At 64.6% G+C, this 20508-nt stretch carries 19 protein-coding genes; 10 read left to right on the top strand and 9 right to left on the bottom strand.

Annotated features, from left to right (window positions below; all coding sequences use genetic code 11):
* The first annotated feature begins 11 nt into the window (after window positions 1-11).
* The 5 genes from hdaA to J2Y63_RS18085 all read left to right on the top strand — a co-directional run bounded on the left by hdaA (window position 12) and on the right by J2Y63_RS18085 (window position 6110).
* Entirely contained in the window at window positions 12-707 is a 696-nt protein-coding gene (gene hdaA, locus J2Y63_RS18105; protein WP_435267223.1) for a DnaA regulatory inactivator HdaA, read from the top strand.
* A gap of 215 nt (window positions 708-922) precedes the next feature.
* On the top strand, window positions 923-3085 hold the full coding sequence (locus tag J2Y63_RS18100) for an RNA degradosome polyphosphate kinase (RefSeq protein WP_435267489.1): 2163 nt from the start codon (window positions 923-925) through the stop codon (window positions 3083-3085).
* Between the two features lie 11 nt (window positions 3086-3096).
* Window positions 3097-4617: an exopolyphosphatase gene (gene ppx, locus J2Y63_RS18095; protein WP_256118721.1), complete on the top strand. Its 1521-nt coding sequence runs from the start codon at window positions 3097-3099 to the stop codon at window positions 4615-4617.
* 8 nt (window positions 4618-4625) lie between these two features.
* A complete protein-coding gene (locus J2Y63_RS18090; protein WP_435267222.1) occupies window positions 4626-5210 on the top strand; it encodes a DUF922 domain-containing Zn-dependent protease in 585 nt (194 codons plus the stop codon).
* Between the two features lie 75 nt (window positions 5211-5285).
* Window positions 5286-6110 (top strand): calcium-binding protein, encoded by an 825-nt coding sequence (locus J2Y63_RS18085; protein ID WP_435267221.1) that lies wholly within the window; start codon window positions 5286-5288, stop codon window positions 6108-6110.
* A gap of 216 nt (window positions 6111-6326) precedes the next feature.
* Here the strand turns inward: J2Y63_RS18085 and J2Y63_RS18080 are convergent, their stop codons facing one another.
* Both J2Y63_RS18080 and J2Y63_RS18075 read right to left on the bottom strand, forming a co-directional pair.
* Window positions 6327-7685 carry an esterase-like activity of phytase family protein gene (locus tag J2Y63_RS18080; protein WP_435267220.1) on the bottom strand — a complete coding sequence of 453 codons (1359 nt, stop codon included), beginning with the start codon at window positions 7683-7685 and terminating at the stop codon, window positions 6327-6329.
* Window positions 7686-7779: 94 nt separating this feature from the next.
* A complete protein-coding gene (locus tag J2Y63_RS18075; RefSeq protein ID WP_435267219.1) occupies window positions 7780-8673 on the bottom strand; it encodes an AraC family transcriptional regulator in 894 nt (297 codons plus the stop codon).
* On the opposite strand from J2Y63_RS18075, the gene J2Y63_RS18070 reads away from it, so the two are divergent.
* Window positions 8672-9079, top strand: coding sequence for a DUF2000 family protein (locus J2Y63_RS18070; RefSeq protein ID WP_327510044.1), 408 nt, complete (start codon window positions 8672-8674; stop codon window positions 9077-9079). The two genes, J2Y63_RS18075 and J2Y63_RS18070, sit on opposite strands and share 2 nt — an antisense overlap.
* Window positions 9080-9084: 5 nt before the next feature.
* On the opposite strand, the gene rnd is transcribed toward J2Y63_RS18070, so the two are convergent.
* From rnd to J2Y63_RS18040, 6 genes are all read right to left on the bottom strand, one after another.
* Window positions 9085-10230 carry a ribonuclease D gene (gene rnd, locus J2Y63_RS18065; RefSeq protein WP_256118751.1) on the bottom strand — a complete coding sequence of 382 codons (1146 nt, stop codon included), beginning with the start codon at window positions 10228-10230 and terminating at the stop codon, window positions 9085-9087.
* 231 nt (window positions 10231-10461) lie between these two features.
* Window positions 10462-11853 (bottom strand): multicopper oxidase family protein, encoded by a 1392-nt coding sequence (locus tag J2Y63_RS18060; RefSeq protein WP_435267488.1) that lies wholly within the window; start codon window positions 11851-11853, stop codon window positions 10462-10464.
* Between the two features lie 77 nt (window positions 11854-11930).
* The gene (locus J2Y63_RS18055; protein WP_435267218.1) at window positions 11931-13166 is read right to left on the bottom strand and encodes an MFS transporter; all 1236 of its coding nucleotides are present in this window, start codon (window positions 13164-13166) and stop codon (window positions 11931-11933) included.
* Window positions 13167-13463: 297 nt separating this feature from the next.
* Window positions 13464-13841, bottom strand: a complete 378-nt coding sequence (locus tag J2Y63_RS18050) for a response regulator (protein WP_256118729.1) — start codon at window positions 13839-13841, stop codon at window positions 13464-13466.
* Entirely contained in the window at window positions 13810-15762 is a 1953-nt protein-coding gene (locus J2Y63_RS18045; protein ID WP_435267217.1) for a sensor histidine kinase, read from the bottom strand. Before J2Y63_RS18045 ends, J2Y63_RS18050 begins: the two co-directional genes overlap by 32 nt.
* Before the next feature lie 102 nt (window positions 15763-15864).
* Window positions 15865-16356 (bottom strand): MarR family winged helix-turn-helix transcriptional regulator, encoded by a 492-nt coding sequence (locus tag J2Y63_RS18040; RefSeq protein WP_435267216.1) that lies wholly within the window; start codon window positions 16354-16356, stop codon window positions 15865-15867.
* A 115-nt stretch (window positions 16357-16471) separates the two neighbouring features.
* Here J2Y63_RS18040 and J2Y63_RS18035 point away from each other — a divergent pair, with 115 nt between their 5' ends.
* The 4 genes from J2Y63_RS18035 to J2Y63_RS18020 all read left to right on the top strand — a co-directional run bounded on the left by J2Y63_RS18035 (window position 16472) and on the right by J2Y63_RS18020 (window position 18478).
* On the top strand, window positions 16472-16894 hold the full coding sequence (locus tag J2Y63_RS18035; RefSeq protein WP_256118732.1) for an organic hydroperoxide resistance protein: 423 nt from the start codon (window positions 16472-16474) through the stop codon (window positions 16892-16894).
* A gap of 191 nt (window positions 16895-17085) precedes the next feature.
* Window positions 17086-17262, top strand: a complete 177-nt coding sequence (locus tag J2Y63_RS18030) for a hypothetical protein (protein WP_256121560.1) — start codon at window positions 17086-17088, stop codon at window positions 17260-17262.
* A gap of 120 nt (window positions 17263-17382) precedes the next feature.
* Window positions 17383-17760, top strand: coding sequence for an antitoxin Xre/MbcA/ParS toxin-binding domain-containing protein (locus J2Y63_RS18025; protein WP_435267215.1), 378 nt, complete (start codon window positions 17383-17385; stop codon window positions 17758-17760).
* On the top strand, window positions 17720-18478 hold the full coding sequence (locus J2Y63_RS18020; RefSeq protein WP_435267214.1) for an RES family NAD+ phosphorylase: 759 nt from the start codon (window positions 17720-17722) through the stop codon (window positions 18476-18478). Before J2Y63_RS18025 ends, J2Y63_RS18020 begins: the two co-directional genes overlap by 41 nt.
* On the opposite strand, the gene J2Y63_RS18015 is transcribed toward J2Y63_RS18020, so the two are convergent.
* Window positions 18467-19993: an ABC-F family ATP-binding cassette domain-containing protein gene (locus J2Y63_RS18015; protein ID WP_435267213.1), complete on the bottom strand. Its 1527-nt coding sequence runs from the start codon at window positions 19991-19993 to the stop codon at window positions 18467-18469. The two genes, J2Y63_RS18020 and J2Y63_RS18015, sit on opposite strands and share 12 nt — an antisense overlap.
* Window positions 19994-20508 lie beyond the last annotated feature (515 nt).

Below are 20508 nucleotides of genomic sequence, written 5' to 3'. Positions count from 1 at the left end.
CGAGTAGACCAATGACATCGCGCAAGACCGCCGAACAGTTGCCGCTGGCCTTCAGGCACGACCCCGCGACGGGCCGCGACGACCTGCTGGTTGCCGAGCCCGTCAACGCCGCCGTCGCGATGATCGACGCCTGGCCGCAGTGGCCCGCACCCGTGGTCATCATCGCCGGGCCGGTCGGCTCCGGAAAATCCCATCTTGCCGCCATCTGGCGCGAGAAGGCCGGCGCCGTTGCCGTCGAGGCGAAGGCCGGCACGGGCGCCGAGGAAGCGGCCGAACACGGCCCCGTGCTCATCGAGGATGCCGACCGCAACGGCTTCGACGAGCGCACGCTCTTCCACATCATCAACAATGTGCGCCAGCACGGCCACACGCTGCTTATCACCAGCAGGCTCTGGCCGATGTCCTGGGCGGTCGACCTTCCGGACCTGCGCTCGCGCCTCAAGGCCGCGACGGTGGTGGAGATCGGCGAGCCGGATGACGAACTGCTGTCACAGGTCATCGTTAAGCTGTTCGCCGATCGTCAGCTCTTCGTCGACGAGAAACTGGTGGCCTACATGGTGGCGCGCATGGAGCGTTCGCTGGAGGCGGCACAGACGCTCGTGGAACGCCTCGATCGCCTGGCGCTCGCCCGCGGCAGCCGCATCACGCGCGCGCTTGCGCAGGAGGTCTTGGGCGAAATGGTGGGCGGGGAGGAAACTTCCGGCTAGTTTTCAACCCAAGGATTGACTGTCACAGTTCTGTCGTCAAACTGCGCTAAGCGCTTCGCGTTAAAGTGAAAATTGTTCTTCCGTTCGAGACCGCGCCGAACATGCGGCCGGTCTGACGGCAAAGGGGGCGGGACATTCCAATGGATACTGCGAACACGGACCTCTCCCCAGAAAAGACGGGCCTCTCCCAGGAAAAGCCTGTCGAGCATGCGGCGCTGCCGGAAGGCGCGACCATTGACGTCACGGCCCTGATGGCGAGCCCCGAGCGCTTCATCAACCGCGAATTCTCCTGGCTCCAGTTCAACCGCCGCGTCCTCGAAGAGACGCTGAACACCGCCCATCCGCTGCTTGAGCGCGTGCGCTTCCTGTCGATCTCGGCCGGCAACCTCGACGAATTCTTCATGGTGCGCGTCGCCGGCCTCGAAGGCCAGGTGCGCCAGGGTGTTGGCGTGCGCAGCCCCGACGGCAAGACCTCGGCCGAGCAGCTCGATGACATCCTGAAGGAGATCGACAATCTCCAGATGGAGCAGCAGGCCTCGCTTGCCGTGCTCCAGCAGTATCTCGCCAAGGAAGACATCCTCATCGTCCGCCCGACGGCGCTCTCCAGCGACGACAAGATCTGGCTGCAGCAGGAATTCACCCAGTCGATCTTCCCCGTGCTGACGCCGCTGTCGATCGACCCGGCGCATCCCTTCCCGTTCATCCCGAACCTCGGCTTCTCGATCGGCCTCCAGCTCGACAGCACGACGGGCAAGGAGCCGATGACGGCGCTCTTGCGCCTGCCGGTGGCGCTCGACCGCTTCGTCCGCCTGCCGGATTCCAAGGGCGCGATCCGTTACATCACGCTGGAAGATGCCGTGGGCCTCTTCATCGGAAAGCTCTTCCCCGGTTACATCGTGCGCGGCTCGGGCACGTTCCGCATCATTCGAGACAGCGATATCGAAGTGGAGGAAGAGGCCGAAGACCTCGTGCGCTTCTTCGAGACCGCGCTGAAGCGCCGCCGCCGCGGCTCGGTGATCCGCATCGAGACCGATTCGGAAATGCCGGAATCGCTGCGCCGCTTCGTCGTCGGCGAACTGGGCGTGCCGGACAATCGCGTCGCCATCCTGCCGGGCCTGCTCGCGCTCAACACGCTGTCGGAAATCGCCAAGGCGCCGCGCGACGACCTGAGGTTCGAGCCCTATAACGCCCGATTTCCCGAACGCGTCCGAGAGCATGCCGGAGACTGTTTCGCCGCCATCCGCGAAAAGGACATGGTCGTCCACCACCCCTACGAAAGCTTCGACGTGGTGGTCCAGTTCCTTCTCCAGGCTGCGCGCGATCCTGACGTTCTGGCGATAAAGCAGACGCTCTACCGCACCTCCAACGACAGCCCGATCGTGCGCGCGCTGATCGACGCGGCCGAGGCCGGCAAGTCGGTGACGGCGCTGGTGGAACTCAAGGCCCGTTTCGACGAGGAGGCCAACATCCGCTGGGCGCGCGACCTGGAGCGCGCCGGCGTGCAGGTCGTCTTCGGCTTCATCGAATTGAAGACCCACGCCAAGATGTCGATGGTGGTGCGCCGCGAGGAGGGCAGGCTTCGCACCTATTGCCACCTCGGCACCGGCAACTACCACCCGATCACCGCGAAGATCTACACGGACCTGTCCTTCTTCACCTGCAACCCGACGATCGCCAGCGACATGGCGAACATCTTCAACTTCATCACCGGCTACGGCGAACCGGAAGCCGGCATGAAGCTCGCCTTCTCGCCCTATACGATGCGCCCGCGAATCATCCGCCACATCGAGGAGGAGATCGCGCATGCCAGGAACGGCGCGCCGGCGGCGATCTGGATGAAGATGAATTCGCTGGTCGATCCCGACATTATCGACGCGCTCTATCGCGCGAGCCAGGCGGGCGTGGAAGTCGACCTCGTGGTGCGCGGCATCTGCTGCCTGCGCCCGCAGGTTCCGGGCCTTTCGGACAATATCCACGTCAAATCCATCGTCGGCCGCTTCCTCGAACACTCCCGCATCTTCTGCTTCGGCAACGGCCACGGGCTTCCCTCCGATAAAGCGCTGGTCTATATAGGCTCCGCGGACATGATGCCGCGAAACCTGGACCGGCGGGTCGAGACACTTGTGCCTCTGATCAACCGGACGGTGCATGAGCAGGTCATTTCGCAGATCATGTTGGGCAATCTCATCGATAACCAGCAGAGCTACGAAATCCTTCCGGATGGAACGTCCCGGCGCATGGAAGTGCAGCCCGGAGCCGAGCCGTTCAACGCTCAGCACTACTTCATGACCAACCCCAGCCTCTCCGGCCGGGGTGAAGCCCTGAAGTCCTCCGCACCGAAGGCGATCGCGGGCTGGCAAGGCCGCCGGAAGAAATAAAACGGATATACATGGTCGAATCTGAAGCGCAGGGGCGGTTGCCTGGAATTGCCCCGGTGTCAGTCGTGGATATCGGTTCCAACTCGATTCGCCTCGTCATCTACGAGGGCATGAGCCGTTCGCCGGCCATGCTGTTCAACGAGAAGGTGATGTGCGGCCTCGGCAAGGGCCTTGCCAAGACCGGGCGCATGGACCAGGCGAGCGTCGAGCGGGCGCTTGCAGCCCTCCACCGTTTCAAGGCGCTGTCCGCGCAGGCCCGCGCCTCCACCATGTTCGCGCTGGCGACGGCTGCCGCGCGCGAGGCGGAAAACGGCCCCGATTTCATCCACCAGGCGGAAATGATCCTCGGCCAGAAGGTCCGCGTTTTGACCGGCGAGGAGGAAGCCTATTTCTCCGCGCTCGGCATCGTCAGTGGCTTCCATGATCCCGACGGCATCGTCGGCGATCTCGGCGGCGGCTCGCTGGAACTGGTCGACGTGGTCGGCGGCACGATCGGCAAGGGCATCACGCTGCCGCTCGGCGGCATCCGCCTGTCGGAAGCCTCCGGCGGTTCGCCCGCCCAGGCCCGCATCGTCGCCCGCAAATACCTGCGCACCGCCAACCTGTTGAAGAACGGCACCGGCCGCGCCTTCTACGCCGTCGGCGGCACCTGGCGCTCCATCGGCGCCCTGCACATGGAAATGCAGAACTATCCGCTGCACATGATCCAGGGCTATGAGCTCAGCTTCACCGACGCGATGGATTTCCTGACCGACATCGTGACGGCGAAGGACCAGAAGGATCCGGCCTATTCCGCGATCTCCAAGGGCCGCCGCAACCTGCTGCCCTTCGGCGCCGTCGCCATGCAGGAGACGATCGCCATCATGAAGCCGTCGCGGGTGTTCTTCTCCGCCCAGGGCGTGCGCGAAGGCTATCTCTATTCGCTTTTGGCCGACCGGGAAAAGGCGCGCGACCCGCTGCTGGCCGCCGCAAGCGAACTCGCCATCCTGCGCGCCCGCTCGCCGGAGCACGCCCGCGAGCTTGCCGAATGGACCGGCCGCATGATGCCGCTCTTCGGCATCACCGAGACCGAAGAGGAGCGCCGCTATCGCGAGGCCGCCTGCCTGCTCGCCGATATCAGCTGGCGCGCGCATCCCGATTACCGCGGCCTCCAGGCGCTGAACCTGATTGCCCACGGCACCTTCATCGGCATCACCCATCCCGGCCGCGCCTTCATCGCGCTCACCAACTACTACCGTTTCGAAGGTCTCAACGACGATGCGGTGAGCAGCTCGCTTGCCAGCATCGCGACCCCGCGCCTGCGGGAACTGGCAAAACTCGTCGGCGCCCTGCTGCGCGTCGTCTATCCGTTCTCGGCCTCCATGCCCGGCGTCGTGCCGCATCTCGCCTTCCGCAAGTCCACCCTGCCGGATACTGACCTCGAACTGGCCGTGCCGCAGGACTATGCCGAGCTTGCCGGCGAGCGCCTCGACGGCCGCCTCCAGCAGCTCGCCCGCCTGACCGGCAAAAAACTCGCCTTTCGGTTCCTGTGAGGCCCGGGGTGAGAGCCGCATTCCTTCTCGCCGGCCTGCTTTTTGCGGGCAATGCCGCGGCGCAGGACTGGCAGGCGGTGGAGCGCGTCGAGCCCTACACCGTGCAGGGATCGACCGGCCTCGAAATCTACCAGTCCATCGGCGCGCGCGGCCCGAAACTCGGGCTTGGCCGCGTCATCGCCCATACGGGCTTCAAGCTCACCTGGACGCGCAAATACGAGCGCCAGGGCGATGCCTGCGTCATCACCGTCAACAAGCCGAAGCTCATCATCACCTACACGCTGCCCAAGCTGAAATCGAAGCTCGCCGAGCCGCTGAAAGGCCGCTGGGACACCTTCATCACGGGCGTGACCGCGCATGAAAAGGTGCACGGCGATTTCATCAAGGAGATGGTGCGCGATATCGAGACGATGAGTGTCGGCCTCACGGTTGAGAACGATCCGAACTGCAAGCAGATCCGCAGCCAGCTCCAGACGAAGCTCGGCGAACTCTCGAACGCCCAGCGCGCCCGCAGCCGCGATTTCGACCAGGTCGAGCTCACCGACGGCGGCAACGTGCACCAGCTTATCCTGCAACTGGTCGATCCACGCTGAACGTTCCCTTTGCGAGGATGTATTTGCCGCGCAATCTCAGGTAGTGTCTGCGCGCATTAGGGGAGACAGTTCGACATGGCGACTTTCAAGACGCAACCCATTGGCGGCGGCGGTGTGGACCTCTCGGCAATCGATATTGCCGCACTCGGCGACTATTCATTCTGGCGCGCCGACAGGTCCTCCGTCCGGCTCTACAACGACGACGGCAACTATACGAGTTTCTCCGGCAGCGGCATTCGATACGACGCGCCGGGCGGGGCCTTGCAGGACGTCACGGCGGGCACCGTCACGAAGATCGACATCGCGATCAACGGCGTCAAGCTGCTCGCCGCAAGCGGGCTGAAACTCTCGGCCGAAAAGATCTTCGACCTTTATATCAACGGGGATTCGAAGGGCGCGCTCGCCTATTTCCTCGCCGGCAACGACAAGATTTCCGGCACGAAATATGCCGATGTCCTGATGGGCGGCAAGGGTAACGACGGGCTGTCCGGCGGCGGCGGCAAGGACATTCTCAAGGGTGACGCGGGCAACGACAAACTCTACGGCGGGGCCGGCGGCGACCGGCTCACCGGCGGCAGCGGCGCGGATACGTTCATCTTCAAGTCGATCAAGGATTCGACGGTCGCGGCAAGCGGCCGCGACACGATCCTCGATTTCAGCCGGTCGCAAAAGGACAAGATCGATCTCACGGCCATCGACGCCAGCACGAAGGCCGGCGGGGACCAGGCCTTCAAGTTCATCGGCACGGACGCCTTCCACAACAAGGCCGGCGAACTGCGCTTCGAAAAGAAGGGCGGCGACACGCTCATCCATGGTGACGTGAACGGCGACGGCAAGGCCGATTTCTCGATCCTCGTCGATGCGAGCATCACGTTCAAGGCGGGCGATTTCATCCTCTGAAATTGCCGGACAAACAAAAGGGGCGGCACGAGGCCGCCCCTCAGCTTTTTGAAAAACCTCACCCCATCCCCGACGTCATCCTCGACCTTGAGCCGAGGATCCACTGGCGTGCCCGGAGCATGGATCGTCGGGTCAGGCCCGACCATGACGGAGGAGAGGTGGCCGCCTATTCGAGCCGTCTGGAGGGGCGGCTTGTGCCGCCCCCGTTGCAAAAGATCACTCGGCCTTCAGCAGGTCGCCGGCTTCGATGAGGACGAACTCGTTGTCATCGGCCTTGTCCAGCGCGCGGCCGGCGGAGAAGGGGAGGTTGTTGTCGTTGCCGACGATGATGTGCGTCTCGTCGACGCGGTCGACGTTTTCGATCGTCACGAAGGGCATGTCGTAAAAACCTTCGCCGCCGCCCTGGCGCTTCTTGTTGTCCGGGTCGGCGATCTTCAAGAGGTCGATATAGCCGATCTTGCGCACGGCCTTGCCGACATTCTCGTCGGTCATGGCGATCTTGTAGATACGCTTGACCTTGGAAGCGACGGCGAAGCAATCCGGCTTCGGGTCCTTGGGGTCGGCGCAGGCCTTGTCGGCGGTGCCGACGCCATTGTCGCGCTCGATCACCAGCGCGGTCGTTCCGTCCAGCATGTTGAAGTCGCCGATCGCCTCGCCGCCTTCGGCCAGCGGGTAGAGCCAGCTACGGCCGGTCCACGCCTTGGAAGCGACGTCGAGCTCGATGATGCGCAGCGCCGGGCGGCCATCCGCCTGCTCGACGGATTCGTTGTCCACCCAGAGCGGGCCTTCCAGCAGGCCGTAGAGCTTCGAACCATCCTTCGAGAGCGCAAGGCCCTCATAGCCGCCGGAACGCTTGACGTTGAAGACCGGCATCTTCTTGGACGGATCGGCCTGGACGGCGAGCGTCGGGTTGTCCGGCGAGGTCACCGGCTTGCCGTCGACCTCCGTCGCGATCACGTCGGTCAGCTTGCCGTCGAGGTCGAATTTCAGGATGTAGGGGCCGAATTCCTCGCCGATCCAGAAACCATCGGCCACCGGCTGGATGGATTCGACGTCGAAGTCACCGCCGGTGAGGTAGCGCGTGGCCGCCCCTTCCATGACGATCGGGAACGGCGCCTTCTTGTCCGGGTCGGAGAGGAACACGGTCTTGACCGGCTCCAGCGTGCCCTTGTCCCAGTCGAAGCGCACATTGTGGATCATCAGCATGGCATCGGTCGAGTTCAGCTTGGCGCCGAAGCCGTTGTCGGAGAGCGACCAGAACGTGCCGTCCTCCATCGACTTGATGCCGGAAAAACCCTGCATCGGCTGGCCGTCGAAGGGCAGCGCAAGGCCGGTCTCGCGCACGCCGTCCTTGCCCATGACGGTGCCGAGCGCCTCGACACGCTTGCGGTCGGCGGTGGAGAACTTGCCGGAGGTCTTGAGGTAGTCGGCCGCATCCGCCGGGGCGGCGATGATCGTGTTGGCCGGGAGGATCGCATGGGCTTTCAGTGTCGCCGGAAATTCCTTCTCCTGCGCCATTGCGCCGGTCGTCATCAGCAGCGCGAGCGCTGCGGTGGTGAAAAGGTGTTTGGTCATGATCGGCCCCTCAATTGGCAAAACGATGCCAGTTGATAGGCGGCGGAGATGACCGTCGCTTGACAGTTGCTTGTAGCTTTCGTGACGCTCCGGTTCAGGCGGCCGAAAGGGCGGCAAAGCGACCGGGCGTCATGCCGAGCGCCTTCTTGAAGTGCCGGTTGAGATGCGCCTGGTCGGCAAAGCCGCTGGCAAAGGCCGCTTCCGCAATGCTTTCGCCGGCAGAGATAAGCCCCTTCGCCCGCTCCAGCCGGCGCATGACGAGATAGCGGTGCGGGCTGGTGCCGAGCAGCTGGCGGAACTGGCGCGCCAGCGCAAAACGGTCGAGGCCCGTCACGGCTTCGAGATCGCCCGCGCTCACCTGCCGGCAGAGGTTTTCGCGCAGGAAATCGCAGGCGCGCAGCACTTCCGGCCGCGCGAGCCGTCCCGCCCGGGCCTGCGGCGCGCCGGCATGGTCGAGCAGGGCGCTGGCGATCTCGCCCACCAGCTCGTCGAATTTCAGCGGCTCGATCGTCTCGTCCAGGCTGCCGATGGCTTCGAGCAGCAAACCCGCCAGCCGCGGATCGTCGACCACCGGCGAGGCGACGAAGGGCAGCGTGCGCCCGCGCGCCGCCGTTGCCGGCAGGAAGCGCTCCGGCGGGATATACATCATGCGGTAGGTGAGCCCGTCGTCGGTGGCGGCGCCGCCGTCATGCACCTCGTCGGGATGCAGCACGATGACGTTGCCGGGCGGGCTGAAGCGCGCCTCACCGCGATAGCGGAAGGTCTGGATGCCGGCCATGGTGACGCCGAGCGCATAGGTATCGTGCCGGTGCGGCTCGAAGCCCTTGCCGCGGAACCGCGCCTCGATGCGCTCGATGCCGGCAAGCTCCGGCGCCACGACGATGCGGTCCTGCCCGGCGCACGAACGTTCAAGCGGTGTCTCGACCGCGCCTGCTATCGCATTGGCCGCGGAATGGTCCGCAGCCTTTTCCCGGGAGTATACCTGCATGTTCGATACCAAGTTCGCCGTGGTCCTGCGCGAGGATCTGGAGGTCTGGCAGAAGCTGAATGTCACCGCATTCCTGTCGAGCGGCATCATCGGCCAGAAACCGGAGCTGATCGGCGAATCCTACCGCGATGCCACCGGCAATGTCTACAATGCCTTGAGCATCCAGCCGATCATCGTGCTGTCCACCGACGGCGCGACGCTGTCGAAGATCCATGCCCGCGCGCTGGAACGCGAGGTTGCGGCCTCCGTCTATATTGAAGAAATGTTTTCCACCGGCCACGACGCCGCCAACCGCGCCGTCTTCGCCGAATTCGGCCCGGACAATGCCAAGGTCGTCGGCATCGCGCTGCACGCCGACAAGAAAACCGTCGACCGCATCACGAAAGGCGCAAAGCTGCACGCCTAAGAAGCCTAGAGCTCCACCGCCTCGATCTTCTTGTCGACGAAGCGCAGCGCCACCTTGCCGCCGATGAGGTTGAGCGCGGTGTCGCCGAAGAGGTCGCGGCGCCAGCCATGGAGGGCGGCGACTTCGGCCGCCTCGCCATCGACGGCGATCTTTTCGAGGTCATCGGTATTGGCGATGATCTTGGCCGCGACGCCTTCGCGCTCGGAGACGATCTTCAACAGCACCTTCAGCATTTCGCTGGCGGCGGCAGCCCCCTCCGGCACATGGCTCTGGCGGGGCAGGCGCGGCAGGTCGGTCTTCGGGATCGCCAGCGCCTCGCCGATCGCTTCCAGCAGGGCGGCACCCGATTGCGAACGCTCCCAGCCCTTGGGGATGGTGCGCAGCCGCGCCAGCGCTTCGGCGTCGGCCGGCTGCTGCTGGGCAATTTCGTAGATCGTGTCGTCCTTCAGGATGCGCGAGCGCGGCACGTTGCGATTGCGCGCTTCCCGCTCGCGCCAGGCGGCGACCTTTTGCAGCACGGCCAGCTCGATCGGCTTCTTGACGCGCATCTTGAGCCGCTTCCAGGCGTCGTCCGGGTGCAGGTCATAGGTTTCGCGCGATTCGAGAACCGCCATTTCCTCGGTCAGCCACAGCGAGCGGCCGGCCTCGTCCAGCTTCTCCTTCAGTGCGAGATAGACGTCGCGCAGATGCGTCACGTCGGCCAGCGCATATTCGAGCTGCTTTTCGGTCAGCGGACGGCGGCTCCAGTCGGTGAAGCGCGAGGACTTGTCGATATGCACGCCCTTGATCTTCTGCACGAGCTGGTCGTAGGAGACGCTGTCGCCGAAGCCGCAGACCATGGCGGCGACCTGCGTGTCGAAGATCGGATGCGGAATGAGATTGCCGCGGTTGAAAATGATTTCGATGTCCTGCCGCGCGGCGTGAAAGACCTTGAGCACTGCGGTGTTCGCCATCAGCTCGAAGAAGGGCGCGAGGTCGAGGCCCTTGGCGAGCGGATCGACGATAACTTCCAGCTCCGGCCCCGCCAGCTGCACCAGGCAGAGTTCCGGCCAGAAGGTCGTCTCCCGCAGGAACTCCGTGTCGATCGTCAGATACTCGGAACGGGCAAGCGTCTCACAGGCGTCGCGAAGGGCTGCGGTGGTCTCGATGATCTGCATAATGGACTCGGGCGGGCTTTTCTTGAAATTTTTGATCGGGCAGCTTTAGACGTTCCACGGTTTTGCCACAATCGAAAACTTGACCTTGGAGGTCGGCACTCCCTCTCCTCCGTCATGCTCGGGCCTGACCCGAGCATCCATGCCGCGGGTGACCGATGGATCCTCGGGTCAGGCCCGAGGATGATGCAGAGGGTGGGGGGCCGCACCCCGCTCTCCGAAAAAGCCCTACGTTACCCGCACATAGCTCGTCATGCCGGTCTTCTGGTGTTCGATGATGTGGCAGTGGAACACCCAGTCGCCCGGATTGTCGGCGACGAGGGCCAGTTGCACCTTCTCGTCGGGCAGGATGAGGTAGGTGTCGGAAAAATGCGGGCGGATCGCCTGCTTGCTGGAATTCATCGGCCGGAAGGCGAGACCGTGCAGGTGGAGGGGGTGGACCTGCGGCGTCGGGTTCTTGACGTTGAAGATATAGGTCTTGCCCGCCTTCATCTCGGCAAGCGGTGCGGTCGGATCACCGCTGTCGTCGGCCCACGGCACCCGGTTGATGGCCCAGAAATTATAGCCGAGCGAACCGCAGATGCCGTCCTTCGGGCGCTCTTCCGCCGAGGCGCTGAGGATGAAGGGGATTTCGGTCGCCGCCGAAAGGTCCGGCTCTGGCAGAGGATTTGCCGCCAGCGCCGGCAGGTCGCCGATGGCGCGCTTCAGCGAGGTGCCGACGGCGCGGAAGGTGGCAAGCGTTGCGGGTTTGGTGCCGCGCAGGTCTTTCAGTGTGGCGACGGCGCCTTCCGTGTCCGGCATGCGCAACGCGATATCGAGCCGCTGGCCGGGGCCGATCATCAGGTGGTCGAGCGCGAAGCGCGTCGCCGCCGGATTGCCGTCGAGGGCGATGACCTCGGCCTCAGCGCCCTCGATCTGCAGCGTCAGGATGCGGGTCACGTCGGTCGCGGCAAGCCGCAGCCGCACGAGGCCGCCGGCGGGCGCGTCATATTGCGGCGATTGCCGCCAGTTGGCGGTACGCACGGTGCCGAAGGTGCCGGCGCGGGCGGCGTCGCGGGGCTTGAACTGGGCGATGAACTGGCCATCGCCGCCGAGCCGCCAGTCGCGCAGGTTGAGCACGATCTCGGCGTCGAAAACGGGGTCGGCGGGGTCTTCCACGACGATGACGCCAGCAAGGCCGCGGCCCATCTGCTCCAGCGTGTTGCAATGGGGATGATACCAGAAGGTGCCGGCATCGGGCGGGGTGAAGGCATAGTCAAAACCGTCGCCGCCATAGACATAGGGCTGCGTCAGGAAAGGCACGCCGTCCATCCTGTTATCGATGCGCAGGCCGTGCCAATGCACGGTGGTCGGCTCGTCGAGCCTATTGTCGAGCCGCAGCGCAAAGGCCTCGCCGCGCCGCATGCGCAGGATCGGCGGCACCTCGGCGTCGCCATAGGTCATGATGCCCCTGGTCGGCCCCGTGTCGGTGATCATCGCCTCGCCGGGGCGGGCCACCAGCGTCGTCGCCGCCTGCGCGCTCGCCAGTCCGCCAAAACGTCCCGCAAGGCCGATCCCGCCGACATAGGCGCCGGCAACGAGTGCGCCCTTCAATAGCGTGCGGCGTGTCAGCATGGCGATCCCTCCGGTGCGTCACCCGCTTCTAAACCTGAGGCGCGCGCTCAGCAATAAGCGCGTCGCGACCAGATTGCCGCAGATCAGTGTTCGCCGTTGCGGTCCTTGTCGGCGAGCTTGTTGAAGAAGAAGGAGGTGCGCAGCAGGTTGCGGAAGCGGCTGCGCCGTGCGCCGGCCGGCACCGCGGCGCGCGCGCTGATGCGCACGGCCGTGTAGACCATGAAGGCGACGAGGATGACGGCGGTGTAGAGGAACAGCGCCTGCGGCCCGAAGAATTGCAGCAGCACCGAGGCGAAGAGCGGGCCGATGATCGCGCCGCAGGACCAGAAGAACAGCATGCCGGCGGACACCAGCGCATGTTCGCCTTCGCCCGCATGGTCGTTGGCATGCGCCGAGCAGAGCGAATAGAGCGGCATGGCGAAGGCGCCGAAGACGAAGATGCCGATGAGGTTCTTGAGCTCGTCGCCGCCCGCGAAGAAGGCGAGGTAGAGGGCGGCCAGCGCTGAGCCGAAGGTCGCGACGAGGATGATCAGGCGGCGGTCGAGCCGGTCGGAATAGATGCCGAGCGGATATTGCAGCACCACGCCGCCGACGATGCCCGCACTCATGAAGCTCGCGATCGCCGTCACCGACAGGCCGATATCATGGGCGTAGATCGGTCCCAGGTTGCGGAAGGCGGCATTGGTGAGGCCGACGACGATGCAGCCGATGGTCGCGAGCGGCGAGATATTCCAGAGCTTCTTGACGTCGAAGCGGATCGCCTCCGGCACGGTCGGGCTGGAACGGTCGGCAAGCGAAATCGGCACGAGCGACAGCGACAGCGCCATGGCGACGATGGCGAACAGCTCGAAACCGCCGATGCCGATGCCGGGAATGAGATATTGCGCGGCCGTGACCGATCCGAGGTCGACCAGGCGATAGACGGACAGCGTGCGCGCCCGGTTGGCATTGGTGACGGACGCGTTCAGCCAGCTCTCGACGGTGGCGAACAGGCTCGCAAAACAGATGCCGGCGACAAGCCGCATGGCGAACCAGAAGATCGGATCGATGATGAGAACCATCGCGATCGCGGACGCCGACGCGATCGCCGCCATGGCGGAGAAGGTGCGGATATGGCCGATGGCGCGCAGCACGCGCGTCACATAGATACAGCCAATGGCAAAGCCGATCGAATAGCCCGCGCCGACGAAGCCGATGACGGAGGTGGAAAAACCTTCCTGCGAGGCGCGCAGCGCGATGAACGTGCCCTGCAGCCCGTTCCCTCCGATCAGGATGCCTGCGGTGATGAGAAGGGGAATCAGCGGACGAATCGTGGACATGCGCGCCACTATGGCGAAGGATTTGCGGAAAGACAGGCCGGAAAACGCACTGGAACGCCGAAATTGTATACACTCATGATCGGCGACCGTCGGCGGGCAAACTAGTCGCATATACGGCGGTTACACCCCCCTCTGCCCTGCCGGGCATCTCCCCCTCAAGGGGGGAGATCGGCAAGAGGCGAGGGCCTTGTCTTGCTGCACCGCTTGCGGTGGGCGGGAGGGTGCTCCATCCAATCTCCCCCCCTTGAGGGGGAGATGCCCGACAGGGCAGAGGGGGGTATCGCCCCGGCGCTTTCGCTATCCCCGCAAAAGATCCGCCATGACGCGCAGGTGGTCGGCCTGCAAGGGCTTTTCGAAATAGCTCTTCACGAAGCTGTACTGCATCGCGCGCTCGCGGTCCTTGCCGAGATGGGAGCTCGTGAGCATGGCGACGACGGGGGCGTGGACCTCGAATTCCTGCGCATAGCGGTCGAGGAACTCGAAGCCGTTCATCACGGGCATGTTGATGTCGAGGATGATGGCGTTGGGCGTCTCGCGGTGCAGGATGTCGAGCGCCTCCGAGCCGTCGAATGCCTTCAGGATAAGGATCGACGGGTCGAACTTGCGGATCGTGTATTCGCAGATGAACTGGTCGTTCTCGTCGTCATCGACGACCAGGATCGAGTTGATCTTCATGATGGTCCCCATCGGGCAGTTCGATGATGAACCGGCTGCCCTTATCTCTTGCTTCATAAAGGGCGGCGCCACCGAGGGCTTCCGCGCTCTTTCTCAATATGTAGAGGCCGAGCCCGCTGCCGAAGGACCGGTTCGGGTGCAGCCGTTTGAACATCTTGAACAACAAATGGCGGCTTGCGGGCGGAACGCCCAGGCCGTTGTCCTCCACCGACAGCCGCATCTTGCCGGCATAGCGGAAGGCGCGGACGTCGATCGCCGGCTCGGCCTCCTTCGGATCATGATATTTGACCGCGTTGGACAGCATGTTGCCGACAATGACGTGGAATTTCGACGGCTTGCTGACGATTGTCAATTCCGCAGGCACATGATTTTCAATGCGGATGCGCTTGGTATCGTCGAGATGCGACAGCGCGTCGATCGCTTCGGAAACGAGCGCGCGAAGGTCGATCGGCCGGTCGTCCTCCTCCATCAGCCGCGTGCGGGTGATGGTGATGATGTTCTGGATCAGGTGGTCGAGGCGGCGGAAATTCAGCTCCATGCGCTGCAGCGTCTGACCGAGCGCGGGCAGGTCCCCTTCCGAAAGCATCTCGCGCGAAATGGTGAGCAGGCCCATCGAGGAGGCGATCGGCGAGCGCAGGTCGTGCGAGGTGCGGTAGGCGAATTCCTCCAGCTCCGCATTGGCCTCGATCAGCGCCCGCTCGTTGGCCTTGCGCTCGGAAATGTCGCGCACGATGCCGCTGTAGATCGTCGCGCCGTTGAGCTCCACCTTGGCGACGGCGAGGTCGAGCGGGAAGACGGAGCCGTCCTTGCGCCGGCCCTCCACCTCGCGGCCGATGCCGATGATCTTGGCCTCGCCGCTGCGGTTGTAGTTGCCGAGATAGCTGTCATGGGCGCTGTGATAGGGCTCCGGCATGAGCATTTTGACGTTGCGCCCGGCCATCTCCGCGGGCGCGTAGCCGAAGATGCGGGTGCAGGCGGGGTTGGCGGAGAGGATGAAGCCGCGGTCGTCGATGGTGATGATGCCGTCCACCGCATTGTCGATGATGGCGCCGAGCCGGCCGCGGCTTTCGGCCAGATCGGCCGCCATGTCCCGCGCGCGGCGGGAGGAGAAGTAGAGATGGATGACCAGCGCACCGTAGAGCGTGCCGGAGATCAGCACCAGCGAGGAAAGCGTGGAGCGCGCATCGGGGCCGGTGGAGGAGAAGGTGATGCCGAAGGCCGCCTCGTAGCGCGACAGCTCGTAATAGGCCATCGTCAGCAGGATGAGGTAGGTGACGAGCCCGAGCACGCCGGCAAGTGTCAGCCGGTGGTAGCTGATCGCCTCCGTGCCGACGAAGATGAGCGCGATGCCGATCGCCACGAAACAGCTCGCACTCTGGAACGACATGCGCGTGAAGCGGATCCAGTCATGGGCGAAATCGAGCGCGATCGCATAGCCGATGAGGGCGGCCGCGGCGGTGATGAAGGTGGCGAAGCCAAGCGCCACCTGGAGGATGTCGTTCTTCTGCCTGAGCGCCCGCAGCGCCAGCGCAGCACTGACCAGCATGAAACACAGCGCCGTATTGGGCGCGATCCGCCCCGGCAGGCTGGTGCCGATATCCACGAAGGGCGTGTCGAGCAGCGTGTCGATGCCGGCATCGATGCCGAAGAGGTGCTGGGAGAGCGCCAGCGTGCCGTAGACGAAGACCGGCACCATCAGAACCGCGGGCAGGGTGCGCACGCCGCGCGCGGAAAGCGCCAGCGCCGCGCCGACGACGACGAAGGCCAGCGCCGCATTGAACTTCATGCCGAAGAGCCAGGGGGCACGCGCCGCCAGGCCGGCGGGTTCCGCCAGCCAGAGCGCCATCATCACCACGCCCACGGCGATGCACCAAAGGCTCGCCGCAACGTTCGCCTTCTGCCAGGACCATGTCAGGTTCAAGCTTGTCCCCTTCGGCGTTCCGTTCCGCCGCGCGCACGTTAGCGCGAAGGTTGCATGGCGAACAGGTCCCGCAGGGAAAGCATCCGGTAAAATCCGAGTTTTTCAGGCGGCGTCGTCATGGGCCTGATCGGCCTCCAGCCGCCCGGCCAGCGCCTGCAGGTCGACGGTCAGCGCCTGGAGCGCCTCGATCGAACAGCCGGTCGCCTTGCCGATCTCCATGCGGATCGCCACGGCGTCCTTCTTCATCGCGCGGCCCTTGTCGGTGAGCGTGATGAGCACCTGCCGTTCGTCGCTTTTGTCGCGCGCCCGGTGGATGTAGCCGGCCGCCTCCAGCCGCTTGAGCAGCGGCGAAAGCGTGCCGGAATCAAGGCCCAGCTTGGCGCCGAGCGCCTTCACCGTGCGGCCGTCCTTCTCCCACAGCGTCATCAGCGCGATATATTGCGGATAGGTGAGGCCGTAGGGGTCGAGCAGCGGCTTGTAGGTGCGGTTCAGCGCATGGGCCGCGGAATAGACGGCAAAGCAGAGCTGCTGGTCGAGGGCCAGCGTACCTGCCGGAATGCCATCCGTCTCAGCTTCGTCACGTTTGTCGCTCATGGTGGCAGTATCGCAGAAAACAAAATTTTTGCAATGTGCAAAATCATATTGCGCGCAATCTAATTTTACGCTATCTAGTTTCCATCATCAACGAAACCCGGAAGGAGACATTCCAATGCCCATTCTCTACAGGACCAAAGCATCCGCAACCGGTGGCCGCGCCGGCCATGGCGCAACCGAGGACGGCACTGTCGACGTCACGCTGACCGTGCCGAAGGAGCTCGGCGGCGACGGCGCCACCGGCGCCAACCCGGAAAAGCTCTTCGCGGTCGGTTATTCCGCCTGCTTCCTCGGCGCGCTGAAGTTCGTCGCCGGCAAGGAAAAGGTAAAGATCCCGGACGACGCCAAGGTCACCGCCACCGTCGGCATCGGCCCGCGTGAGGACGGCGGCGGCTTCGGCCTCGAAGCCTCGCTCGAAATCTCCGTGCCCGGCGTCGACAAGGCCGTGGTCGAGGACCTCGCCAAGAAGGCCCACGTCGTCTGCCCCTACAGCAACGCCACCCGCAACAACCTCGACGTCAAGACCACCGTGGTCTGATCGCCGCCGCAGCCAGAAATGAAAAAGCCGCCCGGAGCGATCCGGGCGGCTTTTTATTTGGAAGTAGGCGAGGGGTGCGGGATGCCTTCCGCAGGCCTGTTCCATCCGGAACAGCGCGCATCCGAGCGATGTGGGAAAGTCTGGTCACTGGATGAGAGAGGCTCATCCCTCAGAGATCAGGAGAAACTTTCATGCGCAAGATCATCATTTCCGCTGCCATCGCAGCCGTTGCCGCTATCTCCTTCGCCGCCCCGTCCCAGGCCGGCTATTACAGCTACGGCTACAAGCCGCACTGCTTCATCAAGAAGGTGAAGTCCTACGACTACTACGGCAACGTCATCATCAAGAAGATCAAGGTCTGCAAGTAAGCGTCCCAGGCACAGACCTTGTGCGAAGGCCCGGAGCCCCAGCCTCCGGGCCTTCTGCCGTTTTTCCTTGTCATAGGAAAAATAAAGACTATATTCTTTCTCATGAAAGGAGATGGTCCCATGCAGCGCAAACCCATACCGCAGGCCAATGCAGAAGGCACCGTGCTCACCAAGGCGGCCGTCAGTGCCGCGGACCGGCTGGGGCTGACGGCGCGCATCCTCTCGGCGGTCATCGGCGTTTCGGAGGCGACGGTGTCGCGGCTGAAGCGGCAGGACGTGCTCCTGGAGCGCGGCACGAAGCCCTTCGAGCTGGCCGTGTTGCTCGTGCGCCTGTTCCGCTCGCTCGATGCCATTACCGGCGGCGACGAGGGTGTCGCCCGCGCCTGGATGGTGGCGGAAAACACGGCGCTTCGCGCTCGCCCCATCGATCGTATCGTCTCTGTTTCCGGTCTTTTCGATGTCCTTGCCTATCTGGACGCCCGCCGCGCTCTCGTCTGAGGCGCGGCCCTTCTCGGGCTCCGTCTGGCGTTTCGTTGAAGCGCAGCACCGCGTCTCGACGCTGAAGCTCGTCGATACGCTGGAGGAGCAGGCGCTGCTCGAAGACATCCTGGAGGAGAGCAAGCCGGTGCTGCCGCCGGAATGCGCCGGCCTCGATTACCTGCTCGCCACGCCCTTCCGCTATGGCGCGGTCTATCCGCACGGCTCGCGCTTCCGCAGGGCAGGGCGCACGCTCGGCGTCTATTATGCGGCGCTGACGGTGGAGACGGCGCTCTCCGAAATGGCCTTCTACCGCCTGCTGTTCTTCGCCGAATCGCCTACGACGCCTCTGCCGGCCAACGCCGCCGACTACACCGCCTTCTCCGCCGCGATCGGCACCGAGCAGGCCATCGACCTCACCACCCCGCCGCTCGACCGCGACGCGGCGCTGTGGACGCACCCGACCGACTACGCCGCCTGCCAAGCGCTGGCAGATGGTGCACGGGCGGCGGGCGTGGCCGCCATTCTCTACCGCTCGGTGCGCGATCCCGCGGCCGGCATCAACATGGCGCTGCTCACCGCCACCGCCTTCGCCCAGCCGAAACCGGTGGAGCGCCAGACCTGGCGCATCCGGCTGTCGGCGCTCGGCGTGCAGGCTTTGTGCGATCACCCGCCGCGCCGCATCGGCTTTTCCCGCGAGGATTTTCGCGCCGACCCGCGCATTGCCTCACGCGGATAAAGCGGCCTCGGCGAAGAAGTCCTCCGGCCCCTCCACCTCGATCAGCCGCCGCTTCTCGATCACCCAGAAGCGGTTCGCCACAGCCCGCACGAAGGCGCGGTCATGCGAGACGAACAGGCAGCTTGCCTCGCGCGCCGTCAATTCCTGCTCCAGCGCTTCCTGCCCCTCGATGTCGAGATGGTTGGTCGGCTCGTCGAGCAGGTAGAAGTTCGGGTTGGTGAGCCGCAGCACCAGCATGCCGAGCCGGGCCTTCTGTCCGCCGGAAAGCAGGCCTACCGGCCGCCCCTGCATCTCGATCGAAAGGCCGGCGCCGGCGAGCAGGCTCCGCGCCTTCTGGTCGCCGACATCGAAGCGGTGGATGATCGTGCCATGCGGCGTCTCGCTGTCCGAGAGATCGGAGAGCGCCTGGTCGCCATAACCGAGCACCAGCGACGGCGTCGCCTTGATGCCGTGATGGTTGGCGCCTGCCGCCTCGACCGCCTGGCGCAAGAGCCGCACCAGCCGCGTCTTGCCGGCGCCGTTCGGGCCGAGCAGCACGATTCGGTCGCCCTGGCAGATGAACTTCTGGCCGGTGCGGAAGAGCGGCGTGCCGTCCGGCGTCTCGACCGAAGCATCCTCCAGCGTTACCAGCACCTTGGCATGGGTGCCGCGGTTGGCGAGCCGGATCGCGCCTGCGGAACGCTCCAGATGCGCGGGTTTCGCGGCATCCTCGATGCGCCCCGCCCGCTCCTTGAGCTGCTTGGTCTTCACCACCAGCAGGTCGCTGCCGGAATTGATGCCGATATTGTTGAGTTTCGCCGCCTGTTGGCGAAGCTGCTGCGCCGCCTTCATGTCTTTCTCGAAGCGCTTCTCTTCCGCCGCATCCATCTCGTCCAGCGCGGCCCGGGCGCGGGAATAGGGCAGCGCAAAGAGCTGCGAGCGCTCGGGACGCAGGAACAGCGTGCGGTTCGTCACGGCGTCGAGGAAGGCGCGGTCGTGGCAGGAAATGATGACCGGCATGTCGCGCGGCAGCGCGGCCAGCCACGCCTCCAGCCGGGCGATCTTCGTGAGGTCGAGATGGTTGGTCGGCTCGTCGAGTAGAAGCACGTCCGGCTCGCCGACGCGCACGCGGGCAATCAGCGCGATGCGCTGCCAGCCGCCGCTGAGTTTTGCGAGCGGACGGTCCCGCAATTCTTCCGGCACTTCCAGCTCTTCCAGCGTCACATCGGCCCGCCAGCTTTCGTTTTCCTGCTGGTCCGGGGCGAGTGCGGCAAGCACCGCCTCGCGAAAGGTGAGACCGTCGAGCCCGGCGGGCAGGTTCTGCTCCATATGGCCGAGCGTCAGCCCGCGGGCGCGAAAAATCTCGCCCGTCGTCGGCTCGAAATCGCCGGTGATGCATTTCAAAAGCGTGGATTTGCCTCGCCCATTGGCGGCGACGAGCCCGATACGGTCGCCCGCAGCGACGGAGAGGGTGAGGTTGGCAAAGAGGGGGGTGGACAGCGTGACGCCGAGCGCACGGATGGTGATGAGCGACATGGGAGTTCTCTGGTCTTTCAGGGCCTCGGGCGGCGCGGCATTCAGCCGTCAGTCACGCACAAAGGCTCAAGGGAAAAAGACGCGGCAAACCGCGTCGCCGGAAAGGCAGACCAGAAGGAAAAAGTGTTCGTTCCGATCAGCCCTGCAAACGCATCTGCAGGGCATGACCAGGGCCATGCGTGCGATTAGGCAGGAAGTCGATCTTCACGCGCAGCCCCTCTCTTACGTGTTGCGAACTGGTTTTATGGGTAGCATTAGAGGGGGGAATTGGCAACGGGGGCGGGTGGAGATACCCCCCTCTGTCCTGCCGGACATCTCCCCGACAAGGGGGGAGATCGGCTGGGGGCGCGGGCATCGCTCAATCTGCAACGGTAGCGAGAGGCCGGACGCAGCCACGATTCAATCTCCCCCCCCCCTTGTGGGGGGAGTGTTCATGTTGGACTCGCGAGGCGTTTTCTTGCGAGGAAGATGTCGAGTGTGATCTGGAGCATTTCGAGTGTCTTTGAGGCGCGCTT

The organism is Shinella sp. BE166, from assembly GCF_051201095.1.
Taxonomy (GTDB): Bacteria; Pseudomonadota; Alphaproteobacteria; order Rhizobiales; family Rhizobiaceae; genus Shinella; species Shinella lacus.
The sequence above is the reverse complement of the archived record's forward strand: the minus strand, read 5'-3'. Positions and strand labels throughout refer to the sequence as shown.